This is a genomic window from Paenibacillus sp. EB106-04-04-XG159 (assembly GCF_058791835.1).
In genome coordinates, this window is sequence record NZ_JBYTDY010000004.1 from 299,715 (window position 1) to 317,552 (window position 17,838).

Here is a 17,838-nt window from a genome sequence, read left to right on the forward strand (position 1 = left end):
CGGGCGCTGTTTTAGGCGTCCGCTGTTGCTCGTGCAATAAATCAATTATACTGTTAACGCAGTTATTCATATTATTCGAGGTGAAAGCATACATGAAAATTACACAAGCAGACTTTATTATTAGTGCAGTTGGACCTGCTCAATATCCGGAAGACGGTTTGCCGGAAATCGCACTGGCGGGGCGCTCTAATGTCGGTAAGTCATCGCTCATCAATCGTCTCATCCAACGTCGCAATCTAGCGCGTACAAGCTCTCAGCCGGGCAAGACACAGCAGTTGAACTATTACCGGATTAATGATGCTTACTACTTCGTAGACGTGCCAGGATACGGTTTCGCCAAAGTATCCAAGACACAGCGTCAGGAGTGGGGACGAATGATTGAGACCTACTTCCAGGACCGTGAGCCGCTTAAGCTTGCACTACAGGTAGTTGATCTCCGCCATCCGCCGAGCAAGGATGATATTCTAATGTATGATTGGCTGTCCCATTACAACATTCCATTGTGTGTGGTCGCCACGAAGGCAGATAAACTGCCGCGCAGCAAATGGGCATCCCATCTTAAGGAAATCCGCAAATCGCTGCTGATGCGTCCTGATCACAAATTAATTATGTTCTCTTCTGAGACAGGAGCAGGGAGAGATGAGCTGTGGGAAATGATTGTTGAAGCTGCTGGAACTGGCGAACAGGTGGATCAGGATACGGCGGAATAAAGGCTTATCGTCATGTATAGCGCAGGACAAGCATGCAAAACAATTCGCAACCCTGCATGGAAATACGTGGAGGAATGGATTGAGCGCAAATAAAACGGTGATTATTTGAGCGGAATTCGGAATTGTTCCGTTTTTTTAGAGAATCTCCTCAATTATCAAGGCCGGTGAACAGGAATTGAACTGACGGCTGTAGTATAATGATTACATGCACATCAAGCATGAAGGAATTGAGGAGATATTTATGGCTAGACGATTAGCCACAGAGTATGTGAAAGCCCGTATGCAATTAACAGAAGCTCAGTTGACCCGCTTACTGCAATCTTTAGTCGGACAGCCGATAGGCTGGCATGTTAAAGTATTGGAAAATGGATCTCAAGAAGTAGTTCTTGAGGACGGAAAGGGCGATGAGATTACTTTCTTGTTTGAAAAGCAAGGGAATCGGTATGTCTGTGCGACGTCTTGCCGACTGCGGCATCCGATGCTTACTCAAATTATGCAAAAGCTAATGTCTACTTTCCGTGGAGAAGCGATTGTGAATCGGGTATTCGCTGGATTTACGATCACTTATTTCTACGAGGATGGTTCGGTTTCCAAGATCGTGGAGAACAAGGGAGACGAGGCGCGAATCGTATACGAACAAAAGGATACGGCTAGCAAGCTGCAGCATGTGTTCGTGAAGAAGACGGTCGAACGGCAAATTGGAGAGATCCAGCACCGCATCAACCAGCTGCTTGACGAACGCAACCGTACGCATGATCCCGCTCAAATCACTCGCATTGATGGCGAGCTGCAATCCATGGTTCAACAGCTGTTCATGTTGGAAGCTTAAGAATACGACATCATATTAATAAGAGAGGCCGCATCTGCTCTGCAGGAGATGCGGCTTTTTATTATGAATGCGGCTGCTTATGCGTTGATCGACTTGATTATAGCGGGATGTCTTAAAAAAGACTGTATACTCATGATGATGGCTGGAACCGTTTTGTCCATAGCGTGCATAGCATATACAGTGTGCCTTTTACTAAACCTTAACGATCTATTCATAGCTCGATATCTGGTCAAGCTGACCTATTGCAATGTCATAACTTGGCGAATACAACGAATGCATGGCATTGAAACGAACGATAATTAACCATATCCTAGCATTATCGCTATCACCATACAGACATCCGAATCATATGGTAAAGATGAGTAATTAATGTTCGGAATAGGCGGTCTGTCAATTTACAAAAAAAGTAGTTGCAATAATCAGCGTTAGATGTTATTTTTAATCTCGTTGAAAACATTATAGGAACCAGGATTCACTCAGGACATTGTATGTTGCGAGAGATTTTTCCCTCGGGAAGTGAATGACGTAGGTCCTAGCGGATGAAATTTTTTTCAAACATTTTATTCCTAGGAAGGGGGAACCGGAAGATGGAATACTCAACTTTCGGAAGACACGTTGCTGTTGACACGTGGGGAGTCGATTTTGACTTACTTAATGATGCTGATTTCCTCCAGTCTCAACTGGTTGAGGCTGCAGAAGCTTGCGGAGCGACGGTGTTGTCGGTCCAATCTAAGCAATTTGAACCTCAAGGAGCTACAGTGCTCGTATTGCTGTCGGAGAGTCATTTGTCCATCCACACTTATCCTGAGCGGAAATTTGCTGCAATCGACTGTTATACCTGCGGAGAAACAGTTGATCCGCAACTGGCCATTGATTACCTGGTATCAGTGTTGAAACCAGAGAAGACTTATGCAAAAAAATTGGTTCGCGGACTTGGTGAGATGGAAGTAGTAACGCCAGAGATGAAAGTTACGGAGCTTGTGTAATACGTCCAGCGTGAACAGCACCGGTACAAAGAACGTAGGATATGTTTAACAGCGGTATGATAGCCGCAGCGTCAAAAAGACCCGTCGAGTTATGCTCGATGGGTCTTTTTACAATATAAGGTGCTTGGGCGCTTACCCCTCCAACCTGGATAGAAGATTTATCCTCCAGTTTATGTATAAGGAGGAGACCCGACTGAGACACTAGAATTGGAATGATTTTCAATGTTTATTCAAAATTGTCGGAAGTCAATTTGGTGAACTGTGTTATAATGAGAATTATTATTATTACAATAATGTTCTAATTACGTATAAAGCAGGTGAACATCGATGCATGTAGTCGTCGTCGGCATGAACTATCGAACGGCTCCAGTCGAAATTCGTGAGAAATTTGCGCTGCCTGAGGCCCAGTGGGCCGATGCCGTTCATCATCTTAGAGAAGTGAAGAGTGTACTAGAATGCGTCATCGTATCTACCTGCAACCGTACGGAAATGTATGTTGTCGTGGATCGGCTGCATATGTGCGGGCATTTCATACGTGGATTCATGGAGCAATGGTATGGTATGCCTAGACAGGAGTTTACTCCATACTTGTATATCCACGAAGGTGATCAGGCAGTTGAGCACTTGTTCCGAGTCGCTGCCGGCTTAGATTCAATGGTCGTAGGTGAAACGCAAATTTTAGGACAAATTCGACAAGCTTTCTTATTCGCGCAGCAGCAGGGTACAACAGGCACCTGCTTTAACCATTTGTTCAAGCAAGCGATAACGTTGGCGAAGCGTGCGCATGCGGAAACGAATATAAACGATAATGCAGTATCCGTCAGCTATGCGGCAGTTGAGCTGGGCAAACGGATATTCGGCTCATTCGCAGGTAAAAAGGTACTGATCCTGGGAGCGGGCAAGATGAGCGAATTAACGGTTAAGCATTTGTACGCAAATGGTGCAGCGGAAGTTATGGTCGCCAATCGTACGCTTGAGCGGGCGGAGCAATTGGCTAAACAATATAACGGCAGATCTTGCACACTGGAGCAAGTGGATCAATTGCTTATGGACGCAGACATCGTGATCAGCTCGACGGGTTCACCGGGCTATGTGCTTCATAAAGAGGATGTTGAACGCGCCATGAAGGATAGACGCGCTCGTCCAATATTCCTGATCGATATTGCTGTTCCTCGAGATCTGGACTCGGCGATATCGGATCTGTCGAATGTATTTCTATATGACATTGATGATCTGGAAGGCATCGTAGAAAGCAATCTGGCGCAGCGCAATAAAGAAGCGGTCAAGATTGAGGCGATGATTCGCGGAGAGATACAACAATATCATCAATGGCTTAATATGCTAGGCGTGTCTCCGCTTATCCGCGCTCTTCAAGCGAAGGCGGATCGAATTCATCAAGAAACGATGATCAGCATGTTCAATAAGCTTCCCGATCTTACGGAGCGAGAAGCCCAGATCATACGCAGGCTTTCCAAGAGTATGCTGAATCAACTCATGCATGACCCTATTTTGCAGTTGAAAGAGCTTGCCTCGGATAATAATAGGGATGATGCGTTGAAATATTTCACTGAGCTGTTTGCATTGAGCCATGAGCTGAATCAAGAAGTGGAACATGATATGAAGAATAACGATGCCGACCGAAGCGGTGCGCAGAAGCGCAATTTAGCGTCTCAAGCGAATGAAGAGGTTCATGATTCAGATCGAATCAGACCTGCTTTGTCGTGGGCGACCGTCACGTGGTGAGTGGTTGACGACGGGAGGCGACGGGGTTACATGGTAACCAGTACGTGGATATATGATGCGATCATTTACACATATGCCCTGAGCCTTCTGTTTTATTTTTCCGATGTTGTGGGTGTTAATCGGGGAGCGAAGCGGATGGGCACAGGGCTTCTTGTTTTTGTATGGGTGATGCAGACGGCATTTTTAGTGGTAAGGCTGTTTCGCCATCAGGACATGCCTATGTTCAGCAGCTACGAGTTTATGTTTTTAATTTCGTGGGGGCTGGTAACGGCATCGCTTGTCATCAATCGATTTTTTCATATCGAATTTATCGTATTTTTTGTGAATTTATTCGGCTTTGCCGTAATTATAATAAATATGCTGCTTGATCCTACGGCTCCTTCGGCTTTAATGGAATGGGAGATGATGCACAATATATTGACTTTCCATGTTGCTTTGGCGGCAGGAGGCTTTGCTGTTCTTACGATAAGCGCCGTGTACGCGGGAATGTATATATTTCTCCATCATCGGCTTAAAGCGAGAAAGTGGTCTGACGCTGTGCGCCGCATGCCGAGCCTGGAACGAATACAGCATGCATCCCTGCTTGCTGCGTCGATCGGCGTCGCTTTCTTTCTGCTATCTCTATCGGTAGCTGTTGGCGCCGTATTTCTTGGTGGTCGAGTTGAAGTGCTGTTTGACTCTAAGGTGCTGCTTACAGCCTTCTCATTGTGCTTGTACGGTATTTATATCGTCAAGCGTCGAAGACAGAAGCTAACTGGCCTGCAGGTTGCTTGTTTTAATTTGATATGCTTTTCAGCCATGCTGATCAATTACTGTTTGAATTCCGTGAGCACATTTCATCGCTGGTTAGGGGTGTAGAAATGATGGGGAATGAAACGGAGCTTGACGAAGAACGCGATTATCCGCAATATGCGATCATGTTGAATCTGAGAGGCAAGCTGTGTACGGTGATAGGCGGAGGTCAAGTAGCAACGAGAAAGACTAGGCAGCTGCTGGAGTGTGGAGCTGAGATTAAGATCATCAGCCCAGTTCTATCTGCTGAACTGGCAGAACTAGTTGAGCAGCGTGCTGTTCAGTACGTGGAGCGTGAATATGAGGAGCGCGATATCAATGGCGCATGCCTCGTATTTGCGGCTACGGATGACCCTATCGTAAATGAACGAGCAGCGATCGATTGCCAGGCGGCAAAGGTTCTCGTTAATGTGGCTCATGCATCGACGAGGTCTGACTTTACCAATCCCGGCGTGCTTCGGTACGGGCCAGTACAAGTTAATGTTTCGACAGGTGGAGCAAGCCCGACGCTGACACGTCACATCATAGAGAAGGTTGACCATATTATCGATGATCGAATAGCTGTGCTAGCGGATAAGCTGCATAGAGCTCGGGTCGAAGCACAGAGTCATATCAAGCATGATGAGCAGCGCATGGAATGGCTGCGCCTTTATAGTGATCTATGTTGGGAGGCATGGGAGCGGAAAGAGCCGCTTCCGGAGTGGTCGCTATGGGTACAACTGCAATGGAATCAGATATCGCAGCTAGGACAATCCGGGGAGGAAACAGGATGAGAACGATTCGAGTAGGTACGAGACAGAGCGCATTGGCATTGACTCAAACGGGGCATGTGATTGCTGCGCTGGAAGCGATATGTCGAGAAGAGCAATTGCCCTTTAAGTTTGAGACCCATAAGATTGTGACGAAGGGAGATCGGATCTTGGATGTTACACTGTCCAAGGTTGGCGGCAAGGGGCTGTTTGTGAAAGAGATTGAGCAAGCGCTGCTGGACGAAGAGATCGATATGGCTGTTCATAGTATGAAAGATATGCCATGGGAGCTTCCTGAAGGTCTGTGCATCGGTGCGATTCCGAAGCGCGAGGACCCGCGTGATTGTCTAATTATGCGTACTGGCTCATCTCTTGACGATCTGCCACATGGTGCTAAGGTGGGAACAAGCAGCCTGCGTCGAGCTGCCCAGCTTCAAGCTCAGCGCCCTGATCTTCAGATCGAGCCGCTGCGCGGTAATATCGATACCCGATTAAAGAAGCTGGAGACGGAAGGGTTCGATGCCATCGTTCTTGCCGCTGCCGGACTTCACCGCATGGGTTGGCATGACAAGATAACGGCGTATATTCCAACCGATGTCTGCTTGCCTGCGGTTGGCCAAGGCGCACTATCTATCGAATGCAGAGCGAATGATGACCAACTGCTGCGGCTGCTGGAGCGTTACCATTGTCAGGAAACAGCCGAAACGGTTAGTGCGGAGCGGGCGTTCCTCGGCAAGCTGAACGGCGGCTGTCAAGTTCCTATTGGTGCCTATGCGGAACAGGAAGGCAGCGACGGTATGATCCGTCTCACTGGTCTCGTAGGCACTCCGGATGGAAGCACAATTCTCAGCGCAACACTAGCGCTAGATCAACCAGAGAAGCTCGGTACAGCGGTGGCTGAACAACTGATCGAGCGAGGAGCCGATCACATATTGTCCCAGTGGAGAGGATGAAGCGTGTGGGAGAGCGGGATGTCGGCATAGCTGGAGCGACAGGAAATGTAGGCGAAGCAGATCGTTCAGATCGTATAGATCATCCAGACCGCACAGACCATCCAGATCATTCAGATCATGCGGATCGTTTATCCGAAGCAGTCAAGCGCGGCAAGGTGTTTCTAGTCGGTGCAGGGCCGGGAGAGGCCGGCCTCATCACCGTCAAGGGACTTCGCTGCTTGCAGGAAGCGGATGTCGTCGTATACGACCGCTTGGCTGGGCCACGCTTAGTTCAGATGGCGAAGCCGGGGGCGCGCAAGATATATGTCGGCAAGCTGCCGGAACGCCATGCAATGGAGCAGCGGCAGATTAACTTGCTGCTCGTAGAGCTGGCGTCAGCGGGCCAGACGGTCGTCAGGCTGAAAGGCGGAGATCCGTGCGTATTCGGGCGGGTGGGCGAAGAGGCCGCCTTGCTGAAGCAGCATGGCATCACGTATGAGATTGTGCCTGGCGTCACTTCGGCAGTGGCCGCGCCTGCATATGCGGGCATACCTGTCACTCACCGTGACCGCTCTACTTCCTTCACCGTCATTACAGGCCATGAGAAGCAGGATCGGCTTGCGGATCTGGTCTCATGGGAAGGACTGGCGAAGGCGGTCGGCACAGTTATCTTCTTGATGGGGGTAGGCAATCTGCGATTTATCGCTGAGCAGCTTATCAGCTTCGGTCGTGATCCGAATACGCCAGTCGCGCTTGTACGTTGGGGGACTTATGCTGAGCAATCGACGTTAACAGGCACGTTGTCGACAATTGCGGATGAAGTGGAACGAGCCGGCTTCAGTTCTCCGGCAGTGATCGTGATCGGCGACGTTGTTCTGGAGCGGGAACAGCTGCAGTGGGCTGAGCTGCGTCCGTTATTCGGACAGCGCATATTAGTGACAAGAGCTCGCGCTCAATCCGCCTCCTTCGTGCGAGCGATAGAGGATCTGGGCGGCGAGCCTTATGAATATCCGGTTATTGAAACGAGGCTGCCGAAATCCACCGCTGCGCTAGAAGAAGTAGAGCTGCGAATCAATCAGCTCAGTCAGTATGACTGGCTGATTCTAACGAGCGCTAACGGGGTTCACTATTGGATGGAGCATATGCGCCGCTTAGAAACGGATGTTCGTAAGCTTAGTAGACTGCGAATTGTCTCGGTCGGTCCTAAGACGTCAGAGGCGATGAGAGATTATGGTTTGATTCCAGATCTGGTAGCGGAGCAATTCAGCCAAGAAGGATTATGGACCCTGTTAGAAAAGGAACTATCACCTGGACAGCGTGTATTGATGGCAAGAGGAGATCTGGCTCGCCCGTGGTTAGGGCAGAAGCTGCGTGCTTCGGGTATAGAAGTAGATGAAATAGACATCTACGAGACTGTGCTGCCGGAGCAGGATGACCCGCATATGCTGGAGCTTCTGCGCGAAGGCGCGATCCATTGCATTCCGTTTACCAGTTCCTCAACGGTAACGAATCTATTGGAGCTTCTTCGCTGCCAAGGCGCGGATGATGGCATTGAGCTCTTGAATAGGGCTCGAATCGTATGTATCGGCGAGATAACAGCGCGCACAGCGCGTGAAGCAGGGCTTCGTGTTGATGCTGTCGCGGAGCATTCCACGATGGAGGGGCTGCTGCAGACGATACTAAACCGTAACTCAATAGATTAAACAACTGCTTACAAGCTGATTCAGCATTTTATATACTTAGAAGATATGACAGATTAGATGCTCAAGGAGGAACACCCCTATGACTTACCCCGTTACAAGATTGCGCCGACTCCGGAAGACGGCAGGAATCCGCAGCATGGTGCGTGAGACTGTGCTTCATGTCCATGACTTCATCATGCCAATATTCGTTACCGGCGGCACGCAAGTGAAGGAAGAAATCGCTTCTATGCCTGGGGTCTATCATTTTTCGTTAGACTTGCTTAATCAAGAAGTAGAAGAGATTGTATCGCTTGGCATTCCAGCGGTTATCCTATTTGGTCTTCCAGAGACCAAGGATGCTGTAGGAAGCTCGGCATTCGATGCAAACGGAATTGTGCAGCAGGCGACTCGTCAAATTAAAGCTCATTTCCCGGATCTTGTCGTTATTGCGGATACTTGCTTGTGTCAGTTCACAGATCATGGTCATTGCGGCATGGTGCATGTGCATGAAGTGAATGGGCGTCAAGTGGGCGATGTAGATAATGATTCCTCGCTTGAATATCTCGTGAAGACTGCTGTATCGCAAGCGGAAGCGGGTGCGGACATTATCGCGCCTTCAAACATGATGGACGGATTCGTGCATGCGATTCGCGCTGGGCTTGATGAAGCGGGCTATTCCGATGTGCCGATCATGTCTTACTCAGTCAAATACGCATCTGCGTTCTACGGACCATTCCGCGACGCGGCGCATTCAGCTCCGCAGTTTGGAGACCGGAAGACGTATCAGATGGATCCGGCCAATGCTCGTGAAGCGCTGCGCGAAGCGGAAGCGGATGTGCTCGAAGGTGCTGATATGCTGATGGTTAAGCCCGCGCTGGCTTATATGGACATAATTCGTTCACTCAAGGAGCAGTTTGACCTGCCGGTTGTTGCTTATAATGTGAGTGGAGAATATTCGATGGTGAAAGCGGCGGCGCAATTTGGCTGGGTGGATGAACGTGCAATCGCGCTGGAGATGCTGACAGGAATGAAGCGGGCGGGCGCTGATATGATCTTGACTTATTATGCGAAGGACGCGGCACGTTGGCTTCAAGCTTAATTGTGTAATAGTAAAGCAGCAGGCCGGTAACTGGGAATTGAAATTCCGCGGTTCACCGACCTGCTCGTTAGTTCGTCGTATTGAATTAATTCACATATTGACTTGCATAGAGGCGAGATACATCAAGCGTATATTGGTTCGGGCTTAGTAGAATAACTTGTTCTTGCTCCAGCTGTTGCAGTATGTTGTCCAGTTCTGCTTGATGAACGCCTGCCAGCCCTGATATATATTCGCGGTCGAATGGGGTCTCGACGAGAATGCTGTCTCCGACACGTTTGCCCAACTGTTGAGCAAGTCGCACGATGTGTTTAACGACCCGCGCGGATGGTTCTAGAAACGTCAGGTCGTACACCTGAGAATCTCTCGCTCTGAGGTGATTGTTTAGCTGCAGCATGAGTTTCTGGACAATATCAAAATGCGTTCGCAGCAGCAGTTGAAAATTGTCATTCGTAATCGTCAGCAGGATTGTATCTTCCATCGTCTCGATCGTAGAGGAGCGAGGCTGCCCAGCGATTAGCGCTAATGCGTTAAAGCTGTCGCCGGCGTGCAAAGTAGTTAATATGATTTGCTGTCCTTCACGATTGGAGATGTAAATCTTGACGGATCCGCGAATGATAATACAAAAGGATTGAATAGAGTCTCCCTGTTCAAACAACACGGTATTAGGGTTGAATTCGAGGCGGGACATAATAGAGGATGCGATAATAAGCTGGTCATCCGTCAAGCCTGAAAACAACGGAACCTGCTTAAGAAGCTCAATCATGAATATAACCTCTTTGTTCCAAGTATGTTTTTAACTAGTGTAGCACAATCAACTGGATGATTATAGATGGGAGTTGTTGAAGTTGACGAATAATTCACAGAGACGTCGTGATGAACGTTCGTATGCAGCGTTTGAAGAAGCTAAGAAATATATTCCTGGCGGTGTGAACAGCCCTGTTCGCGCGTTTAAATCAGTCGGGCTGACACCGTTGTACATAGAGCGCGGAGAAGGTGCTCGCGTGTATGATATCGACGGCAACGTATTTCTCGACTATGTAGCATCTTGGGGACCGCTTATTCTTGGGCACACCCATCCGGAAGTCATTCGTGCGATCCAGGAAACGGCTGCGAAAGGGACAAGCTTCGGCTCTCCGACTGAGCTGGAAACGGCGATGGCTAAACTTGTTGTGGAGCGGGTACCTTCCGTTGACATCGTGCGGATGGTCAATTCCGGTACAGAAGCGACGCTGAGTGTTATTCGTTTAGCACGAGGCATAACGAAGCGAAACAAGATCGTAAAGTTTGAAGGCTCTTACCACGGTCATTCGGACAGCCTGCTTATCAAGGCAGGGTCCGGGATCGCGACGTTAGGGCTGCCTGACAGCCCTGGGGTTCCACAAAGTGTAGCCAGCAACACGATAACGGTTCCGTATAATGATCTGGAAGCGACGAAACTCGCGTTCGAGCAATATGGCGAAGATATCGCATGTGTAATCGTTGAGCCGATTGCGGGCAACATGGGCGTCGTGCCTCCTCTGCCTGGCTTCCTTGAAGGATTGCGCAGTTTGACGGAGCAGTATGGCAGCCTGCTCATATTTGATGAAGTGATGACAGGCTTCCGTGTGCATATTAACTGTGCGCAAGGCCGCTTTGGCGTTACGCCTGATCTTACCTGCTTCGGCAAAGTAATCGGCGGCGGACTGCCAGTCGGCGCGTACGGCGGTAAACGCGAGTATATGGAGCAGATCGCGCCAAGCGGTCCAATCTATCAGGCAGGTACGCTCAGCGGCAATCCGCTCGCGATGGTTGCGGGCTATACGACGCTGTCCTTGCTGACACCTGAAGTGTACGACAATCTGGAAGCGAAGTCCGCAAGACTGCAAGCTGGACTAGAGAGCAATGCCAAAGAGCTGGGTATCCCAAGCGTAGTGAACCGAGTTGGCTCCATGGTATGCCCATTCTTCACAGGTGAGGCTGTAATTAACTTCGAGACAGCGAAGAAGTCGAATCTGGATCATTTCCGCAGCTATTTTAAAGCTATGCTGGATTATGGAGTGAGCGTTGCTCCATCTCAGTTCGAGGGCATGTTTGTTTCCAACGCCCATACGGATGCTGACATTGATATGACGATAGAAGCGCATTATAATGCATTGAAGCAGCTATAATTGCGATTGCGAGGGGACGGACTGCTTAAAGTCCGTCCTTTATGTTTTCATAGGGAAAGGAATGTATTCCATATATGAGTACACGAAATTGGGCTCGAAGAGGCGAATGGCTGGAGCTTACACCTGGGCGTGCGATACTGCAGGATCAAGAACATGTCGAACAGTGGTTAAAGGAGACGATACATGTTCCGCAGCATCTGCTTCGCAGCTGGAAAGCGAATGAAGGCATCAAGATCGCGGGCGATCGACTTCGCTTGCATGTATTTGAGCCGGAATCAGTTGGGATCGAAGCCGCGGATCAGCCTGCCGACATCCTGTATGAGGATGATGCTTGTCTCGTTGCTTATAAACCGGCGGGCATGCCGGTGCACGCTGCTTCGAGTGAGCAGGAAGCAGCGCGGGCGGCGCTTGCGAATGCTGTCGCCTGTCATTATGTGTGGACAGGTCAAGAAGTTCGCATTCGGCATATTCATCGGCTGGATGCGGATACGACAGGACCTGTCCTGTACGCCAAAAATGCGCTCGCGCATGCGATTCTGGATGAAGCGATGCGCGAGAAACGGATTCGACGTACCTATGCGGCGCTTGTCCATGGGCGGATGACGCAGATAAACGGCGTAGTCGATGCGCCGATCGGCAAGGATCGTCATCACAGCGGACGAAGACGTGTATCGCCTAACGGTGACCGAGCGGTGACACATTATGAAGTGCTGCGAGCAGGGGATCAATACTCTTTGGTTCAGCTCGAGCTTGAAACCGGCAGGACCCATCAAATTCGCGTACATATGAGTCACATCGGTCATCCGCTTGTCGGAGATGAACTGTATGGCGGAGTAACGAAGCTGCTGCAGCGTCAGGCGCTGCATGGGGTTGAACTATGCTTCCCGCATCCGTTTAGTGGACAAGTGATCCAAGTACAAGCACCGATGCCATCGGATATGGCGCATTGTTGTGAAAAAATATAGTCATGCTCCCTCCAAAACGTCCATATGATGAAGTAATGAACATAGTCTGACTTTGCGATAGGTTGGCCATGAAGCGGGCAATCGCTGTGTCATTACTTTGAGCAATGCATGGATAGCAGGTTGGAACTGCGGGAGGAGGAGCAGTCGGTGTATGATGAATCTTATGGTTTAAGATTTGATATTTATGAACGCGTGCATTTATCTGACGAGCATGTCGGCATTGATCAGCTGGAGGAGGTAGAATTAACTCCTCACATTCAAGTGCTGCCAGCCGGCGAGCAGGTTACCGTCAGAGGCAGCTTGCTGCTCGCTGGAGCGTATATTGGAACATCGGAAGACCGTCGAAGCCAGACACTCGAACATTGGATTCCTGTTGAGATCACACTGCCGTTGAATCGTGTTCGCAGCTTGGATGAGATACGGGTGGATATTGAAAATTTTGATGTGGATCTATTATCTACTCGTTCACTTAACATTACGGGAGTGCTGTCTCTTAGAGGTATTCATATGGAACAGCCGGAGCAGCCTGCATGGGAGTCGGAGCAATTCACCGTCATTCATGAAGCGCCTGAATCAAGTGAAGCAAGAGAACCGAATGTATCGTCGACGGAGCCCTCTTGGCTGCGTGATTATGGTCAACCTAGCTTTGGCGCGGCTGAGGAAACGTCAGAAGCTGCCGACGCTCAAGCTGAAGCAGGTGCGGAAGCGACATTTCGTGAAGAAGGCGAGCAGGTTGAGAGCGATGAGGTCGCTGGCCATGCGCCAATATTCATGCAAGCGCAGCAAGCTGGATATACAACTGGTGCAGACGGCTTGGCAGTATCGTTTAACGCTCAGACTGATGTAGAACGTGTTGTTCACGCAGCTTCCGCAGACGATGAGCCGCAAGAGGAAGCTGTTCATGATGATCATGATGATCATGCTGGAAGCTGGCTGTCAAGCTTCGACGCTTCGCATCAGCTGCAGCAATCGTTAACGCAAGTGGAGCGTCAAGCTCCAGCGTTCAACCAACAGGAAGTGCCGCAGCCACCAGCCTCCACTTCATGGAAGTGGGCGAATTCACCTTGGGATACTGCCGCCTCCACAAACGCCTCAGAATCAGAGCCTGCTCGTCAGCAGGCGGGGACTAAGATCGAGGAGGTGGAAGCTTCTCGCGATGAAGCTGATGTAGAATCATCGATCGAAGCTGTCGTCAACGCAGCTGAGGATGATCAGGAACGTGAGCGCGTACAGTCGGAACCAGTGTCTGCCGCAGTGGAGACTGTGCCTGAGAAGGGTGCAATGAAGATTGCGATTGGCAGCTCGAAGTCGGAACCTGTAAGTGAGAAGGGGAAGCTGGGCTTCGGCTCGCTGCTGCGCTCCACATCGCAGGCGGAAGCAGTGCAGCAGCCGGTTAAGGAAGAGAAGCCTGAGACGGTTCCCGAGCGTGATACCGCAAGTGATGACGTCAATTGGCAATCCATATTCCTAAACCGTGTGAATGAGGATCGACACTTCAGCAAGGTTCGGATGTGTATCGTTCAGCGCGATGATACGTTGGATCAGATCGCGACTCGCTATCAGATGAATCCTCGGGAAATTGCGATGCATAATCGTTTATCGGAGTCATCTATCTCAGAGGGTCAAGTATTGTATATTCCGATAACCGCAGTGTAATTAAAGAAGAGGCTGTCTCTGCGGAGACAGTCTCTTTGTACTAACTGTATTCTGTACAGTTAAATCGACCTCAGAAGATCCGCTGATGATCTAAATGTATTTCCTACAGTTAATTCAGATACGAGAGCGATACTAGCCAAGATATGCTCGAAATAGCTGTGCATAATACAGTTGTTTCTCGTAAATTAGAGTCTTTGAACCCAATTAACGGTATGAAATGCAGTTAGCAGTGTATTTGAAATTATTGTACGGCTGGAGATCTAATGGACGTAAGTGTCGAGGGTTAAGACTAAGCTTGTCGATATGGAAATCTTGCAGCATGAGTTATGAAACAGTCGCAAATGGGTAATGATTATGTTTAACGGACATAAACCGTCTATTGACTACGCTGATATGAGAATGTAAAATGAAGTGTAATTATTTCACCAATTGATAAAGACCGTGAACGGGACCAGTAAGCGAAGGAATCCTTACAGAGAGCAGAGCGATGCGGTGTAACGCCTGCAGGACAATCGTCGTTGAAGTCACCCGGGAGTCGCCTTATTGAATTGCTGCCTTCACATGATATGGCGTGGAGTTCATCAACTAGATGAGGACGGTAGCAGCCGTTATTTGCTTGGAAGTGCTGCAGTTCAAGCAGGCAGGAGCAACTTGCCAGGGAAGCCGTTAATGGCGACTCGCTGAAGCTGCGGAATGAAGGTGGTACCACGGAAGCTAGCCTTTCGTCCTTTGTGACGAAAGGTTTTTTTGCGTCTAATCAAGCCCCACCGATTGCTGATGGATGAGATTATTTTAATTTGGAGGGATATAGATGGCTGAAACGAACGAACAGCAACTGTCGATGCCGACGACTTACGATCCGAAGTCAGCGGAACAGAAATGGTACAAATATTGGATGGAAGGCGGCTACTTCCAAGCAGGACGCAACAAAGACGCGGAGCCGTTCACGATCGTGATTCCTCCACCGAACGTTACTGGTATGCTTCATATCGGTCATGCGCTCGACTTTACGCTGCAGGATATTATTATCCGTTCGAAGCGTATGCAGGGCTATGACGCTCTATGGCTTCCAGGCTCTGACCATGCGGGTATCGCGACACAGACAAGAGTGGAAGCGAAGCTGCGCGAAGAGGGAATCACTCGCTACGACCTCGGTCGTGAGAAGTTCCTGGAGAAGGTATGGGAGTGGAAGGATACTTACGCAGCGAACATTCGCAGCCAATGGGAGCAGTTGGGACTGTCGCTGGACTTCTCCCGCGAGCGTTTCACATTGGATCAAGGCTTGTCCGACGCGGTTAAGGAAGTATTCGTAAAGCTGTATGAGAAGGGGCTTATTTACCGCGGCAAATACATTATCAACTGGGATCCGGCCGCTCGCACGGCGCTGTCTGATATCGAGGTTGAGTACAAAGAATTGCAAGGCGCCCTGTATCATCTGCAATATCCATTGACAGACGGCAGCGGCACTATCACAGTCGCTACGACACGTCCAGAGACGATGCTTGGCGATACAGCGGTTGCGGTTCATCCGAAGGATGAGCGCTACAGCCATCTGATCGGCAAGACGTTGATGCTGCCGATCATGAATCGCGAGATTCCGATCGTTGCGGACGATTATGTAGATAAAGAATTCGGAAGCGGCGCTGTTAAGATTACGCCTGCTCATGATCCGAACGACTTTGAATTGGGTCTCCGTCACAATCTTCCGCAGATCAACGTTATGGATGAAACGGCGAAGATGAATGAGCTGGCAGGACCGTACGAAGGTATGGATCGCTTCGAATGCCGCAAGCAGATCGTTAAGGATCTTCAGGAGCAAGGCGTTCTCATTCGGATCGAGGAGCATGTGCATCAGGTTGGTCACAGCGAGCGCACAGGCGTAGTTGTTGAGCCGTATCTGTCGACACAATGGTTCGTGAAGATGAAGCCGCTCGCTGAACGCGCGATCGCTGCACAGAAGGCGGGCAAGGGCGTTAACTTCGTCCCTGACCGTTTCGAGAAAGTATTTTACAATTGGATTGAAAATGTTCGCGACTGGGTTATCTCCCGTCAGTTGTGGTGGGGACACCGCATTCCAGCATGGCACTGCCAAGATTGCGGACATATCAATGTTGCACATAACGAAGTTCACAGCTGCTCTTCCTGTAACAGCACGAATCTGGAACAGGATTCAGACGTTCTGGATACCTGGTTCAGCTCCGCATTGTGGCCGTTCTCCACGCTGGGCTGGCCGGATCTGAACAGCGAAGATCTGAAGCGCTACTATCCAACCAATGTGCTTGTAACGGGCTATGACATTATCTACTTCTGGGTTGCTCGCATGGTCTTCACTGCGCTTGAATTTACAGATGAAGCGCCGTTCAAGGATGTGCTTATGCACGGCTTGGTACGTGACCCCGAAGGACGCAAGATGTCGAAGTCGCTCGGCAACGGTGTAGATCCGATCGATGTGATTGATCAATACGGCGCGGATGCATTGCGCTATATGATCTCAACCAGCAGTACGCCGGGTCAGGATCTTCGCTTCCGCTACGAACGCGTTGAACAGGCGCGCAACTTTGCGAACAAGATCTGGAACGCGTCTCGCTTCGCGTTGATGAATCTGGAAGGCTTTGCGTATGATGACATAGACATCAGCGGTGATCTGGGAACAGCGGACCGCTGGATACTGCATCGCATGAATGAGACGGCTCGTGAGATCACTCGTCTTATGGATGCATATGAGTTTGGCGAAACAGGACGACTGTTGAACAACTTTATCTGGGATGATCTGTGCGATTGGTATATTGAGATTGCGAAGCTCAACTTGTACGGTCAAGACGACGTTAAGAAGAAGAATACGCAATCCGTCCTCGCTTATGTGCTCGATCGTACGATGCGCATGATCCATCCGTTCATGCCATTCATTTCCGAGGAAATATGGCAGCATCTTCCACGTGAAGGCGAGACGATTACGCTTGCTGCTTGGCCGACATACGACGAGAAGTTCGAAGCTCCTGAAGCGGTCCAAGAAATGAACCTGCTGATGGATATGGTTCGCGCGGTACGCAATATCCGCGCCGAAGTCAACGTTCCGATGAGCAAGAAGGTTGAGATGATCGTGAAGCCGACAGATGCCCGCGCACAGGAGATCGTGAAGCGCAATCTGATTGCGATTGAACGCTTCTGCGGCACATCCAAGCTTGATATCGATATGAATGCCGCTGCTCCGGATAAGGCGATGACATCGATCGTAACAGGCGCCGAGATGTATTTACCGCTTGCTGGGCTCATCGATATCGAGCAGGAGATTCAACGTCTTCAGAAAGAGTTTGAGACGCTGACCAAAGAAGTAGAGCGTGTAGAGAAGAAGCTTGCAAATGAAGGCTTCATGGCGAAGGCTCCTGCTAAAGTGGTAGAGGAAGAGCGCGCGAAGATGCAGGATTACAGCGACAAACGCGACAAAGTGCTTGTACGCATTCAAGAGTTGCAAGAAGTATAAATCGGAGTATGATCAAGTAAGAGACCGTTTCTTTCATTATGCAGTGTTTTTAGACGGCCGAATCTCC

Annotated in this window: 14 protein-coding genes and 1 other annotated feature; of the genes, 13 read left to right on the forward strand and 1 reads right to left on the reverse strand. The window is 49.6% G+C overall.

All coding sequences use genetic code 11. The annotated features are described in order from the left end of the window. Nucleotides 1-92 precede the first annotated feature (92 nt). The 9 genes from yihA (at nucleotide 93) to hemB (ending at nucleotide 9,522) form a co-directional block, all read left to right on the forward strand. On the forward strand, nucleotides 93-710 hold the full coding sequence (yihA, locus tag AC3WTP_RS07290; protein ID WP_492393913.1) for a ribosome biogenesis GTP-binding protein YihA/YsxC: 618 nt from the start codon (nucleotides 93-95) through the stop codon (nucleotides 708-710). A 241-nt stretch (nucleotides 711-951) separates the two neighbouring features. Beyond that, nucleotides 952-1,539 (forward strand): non-ribosomal peptide synthetase module, encoded by a 588-nt coding sequence (locus AC3WTP_RS07295; protein ID WP_492393914.1) that lies wholly within the window; start codon nucleotides 952-954, stop codon nucleotides 1,537-1,539. Between the two features lie 587 nt (nucleotides 1,540-2,126). Further along, nucleotides 2,127-2,525 (forward strand): adenosylmethionine decarboxylase, encoded by a 399-nt coding sequence (gene speD, locus AC3WTP_RS07300; protein ID WP_492393915.1) that lies wholly within the window; start codon nucleotides 2,127-2,129, stop codon nucleotides 2,523-2,525. A 327-nt stretch (nucleotides 2,526-2,852) separates the two neighbouring features. Beyond that, entirely contained in the window at nucleotides 2,853-4,268 is a 1,416-nt protein-coding gene (gene hemA, locus AC3WTP_RS07305; RefSeq protein ID WP_492393916.1) for a glutamyl-tRNA reductase, read from the forward strand. A 30-nt stretch (nucleotides 4,269-4,298) separates the two neighbouring features. Then, the gene (locus AC3WTP_RS07310; protein WP_492393917.1) at nucleotides 4,299-5,126 is read left to right on the forward strand and encodes a cytochrome C assembly family protein; all 828 of its coding nucleotides are present in this window, start codon (nucleotides 4,299-4,301) and stop codon (nucleotides 5,124-5,126) included. A gap of 2 nt (nucleotides 5,127-5,128) precedes the next feature. Further along, complete coding sequence (locus AC3WTP_RS07315; RefSeq protein ID WP_492393918.1) at nucleotides 5,129-5,833, forward strand: precorrin-2 dehydrogenase/sirohydrochlorin ferrochelatase family protein; 705 nt, start codon at nucleotides 5,129-5,131, stop codon at nucleotides 5,831-5,833. Then, nucleotides 5,830-6,762, forward strand: a complete 933-nt coding sequence (hemC, locus tag AC3WTP_RS07320) for a hydroxymethylbilane synthase (RefSeq protein ID WP_492393919.1) — start codon at nucleotides 5,830-5,832, stop codon at nucleotides 6,760-6,762. Before AC3WTP_RS07315 ends, hemC begins: the two co-directional genes overlap by 4 nt. Nucleotides 6,763-6,917: 155 nt before the next feature. After that, nucleotides 6,918-8,444, forward strand: a complete 1,527-nt coding sequence (gene cobA, locus AC3WTP_RS07325; RefSeq protein ID WP_492393982.1) for a uroporphyrinogen-III C-methyltransferase — start codon at nucleotides 6,918-6,920, stop codon at nucleotides 8,442-8,444. Between the two features lie 79 nt (nucleotides 8,445-8,523). Beyond that, the gene (gene hemB, locus AC3WTP_RS07330; protein ID WP_492393920.1) at nucleotides 8,524-9,522 is read left to right on the forward strand and encodes a porphobilinogen synthase; all 999 of its coding nucleotides are present in this window, start codon (nucleotides 8,524-8,526) and stop codon (nucleotides 9,520-9,522) included. 85 nt (nucleotides 9,523-9,607) lie between these two features. On the opposite strand, the gene AC3WTP_RS07335 is transcribed toward hemB, so the two are convergent. Then, entirely contained in the window at nucleotides 9,608-10,285 is a 678-nt protein-coding gene (locus tag AC3WTP_RS07335; protein WP_492393921.1) for a Crp/Fnr family transcriptional regulator, read from the reverse strand. An 82-nt stretch (nucleotides 10,286-10,367) separates the two neighbouring features. Here AC3WTP_RS07335 and hemL point away from each other — a divergent pair, with 82 nt between their 5' ends. The 4 genes from hemL to AC3WTP_RS07355 all read left to right on the forward strand — a co-directional run bounded on the left by hemL (nucleotide 10,368) and on the right by AC3WTP_RS07355 (nucleotide 17,771). After that, entirely contained in the window at nucleotides 10,368-11,669 is a 1,302-nt protein-coding gene (gene hemL, locus AC3WTP_RS07340; protein ID WP_492393922.1) for a glutamate-1-semialdehyde 2,1-aminomutase, read from the forward strand. A 74-nt stretch (nucleotides 11,670-11,743) separates the two neighbouring features. Beyond that, nucleotides 11,744-12,634, forward strand: a complete 891-nt coding sequence (locus tag AC3WTP_RS07345; RefSeq protein ID WP_492393923.1) for an RluA family pseudouridine synthase — start codon at nucleotides 11,744-11,746, stop codon at nucleotides 12,632-12,634. A 147-nt stretch (nucleotides 12,635-12,781) separates the two neighbouring features. After that, on the forward strand, nucleotides 12,782-14,290 hold the full coding sequence (locus tag AC3WTP_RS07350; RefSeq protein ID WP_492393924.1) for a LysM peptidoglycan-binding domain-containing protein: 1,509 nt from the start codon (nucleotides 12,782-12,784) through the stop codon (nucleotides 14,288-14,290). A gap of 432 nt (nucleotides 14,291-14,722) precedes the next feature. Next, nucleotides 14,723-15,023 (forward strand) — a binding site (T-box leader). A 78-nt stretch (nucleotides 15,024-15,101) separates the two neighbouring features. Further along, complete coding sequence (locus tag AC3WTP_RS07355; RefSeq protein ID WP_492393925.1) at nucleotides 15,102-17,771, forward strand: valine--tRNA ligase; 2,670 nt, start codon at nucleotides 15,102-15,104, stop codon at nucleotides 17,769-17,771. Nucleotides 17,772-17,838 lie beyond the last annotated feature (67 nt).

Coding starts and splice junctions, on each gene's coding strand:
- yihA (WP_492393913.1), top strand. CDS start 93: ATGAAAATTACACAAGCAGACTTTATTATTAGTGCAGTTGGACCTGCT.
- AC3WTP_RS07295 (WP_492393914.1), top strand. CDS start 952: ATGGCTAGACGATTAGCCACAGAGTATGTGAAAGCCCGTATGCAATTA.
- speD (WP_492393915.1), top strand. CDS start 2,127: ATGGAATACTCAACTTTCGGAAGACACGTTGCTGTTGACACGTGGGGA.
- hemA (WP_492393916.1), top strand. CDS start 2,853: ATGCATGTAGTCGTCGTCGGCATGAACTATCGAACGGCTCCAGTCGAA.
- AC3WTP_RS07310 (WP_492393917.1), top strand. CDS start 4,299: ATGGTAACCAGTACGTGGATATATGATGCGATCATTTACACATATGCC.
- AC3WTP_RS07315 (WP_492393918.1), top strand. CDS start 5,129: ATGATGGGGAATGAAACGGAGCTTGACGAAGAACGCGATTATCCGCAA.
- hemC (WP_492393919.1), top strand. CDS start 5,830: ATGAGAACGATTCGAGTAGGTACGAGACAGAGCGCATTGGCATTGACT.
- hemB (WP_492393920.1), top strand. CDS start 8,524: ATGACTTACCCCGTTACAAGATTGCGCCGACTCCGGAAGACGGCAGGA.
- AC3WTP_RS07335 (WP_492393921.1), bottom strand. CDS start 10,285: ATGATTGAGCTTCTTAAGCAGGTTCCGTTGTTTTCAGGCTTGACGGAT.
- AC3WTP_RS07345 (WP_492393923.1), top strand. CDS start 11,744: ATGAGTACACGAAATTGGGCTCGAAGAGGCGAATGGCTGGAGCTTACA.
- AC3WTP_RS07355 (WP_492393925.1), top strand. CDS start 15,102: ATGGCTGAAACGAACGAACAGCAACTGTCGATGCCGACGACTTACGAT.